This window comes from Pantoea sp. GbtcB22, assembly GCF_019091025.1.
Taxonomy (GTDB): Bacteria; Pseudomonadota; Gammaproteobacteria; order Enterobacterales; family Enterobacteriaceae; genus Pantoea; species Pantoea leporis.
Genome location: NZ_JAGXKB010000341.1, coordinates 1 through 261, shown reverse-complemented (window position 1 = coordinate 261; position 261 = coordinate 1). Strand labels below are relative to the sequence as shown.

The 261-nt window shown below is 52.5% G+C and carries 1 protein-coding gene; it reads left to right on the top strand.

What is annotated here, in order from left to right:
- Positions 1-14: 14 nt before the first annotated feature.
- Positions 15-261 (top strand): transporter (locus tag KVT28_RS25430; RefSeq protein WP_254633666.1); only part of this gene is annotated, 247 nt, incomplete at its 3' end.

Here is a 261-nt window from a genome sequence, read left to right as displayed (position 1 = left end):
CTTTAAAGTGCAGAATGGACAACGAGGGGGGTGCCATTCTTTCCCTGGCACCGTTTATTTATGCTCCCACCGGAGCCTACAACAATGAAAAAGCTGTGAATGTAGGGGAAAATCGCTGGCGCTACCTGATGCAGGGCGTCTGGATCCATCATTTCTCAGACGCCTGGGCATTCACTACGGGTGCGGATGTCACCTGGACGACAGCAAATAACCGGTACGGCGCGGATAACAACAGACTCAGTCAAAGTCCGCGGTACGAAT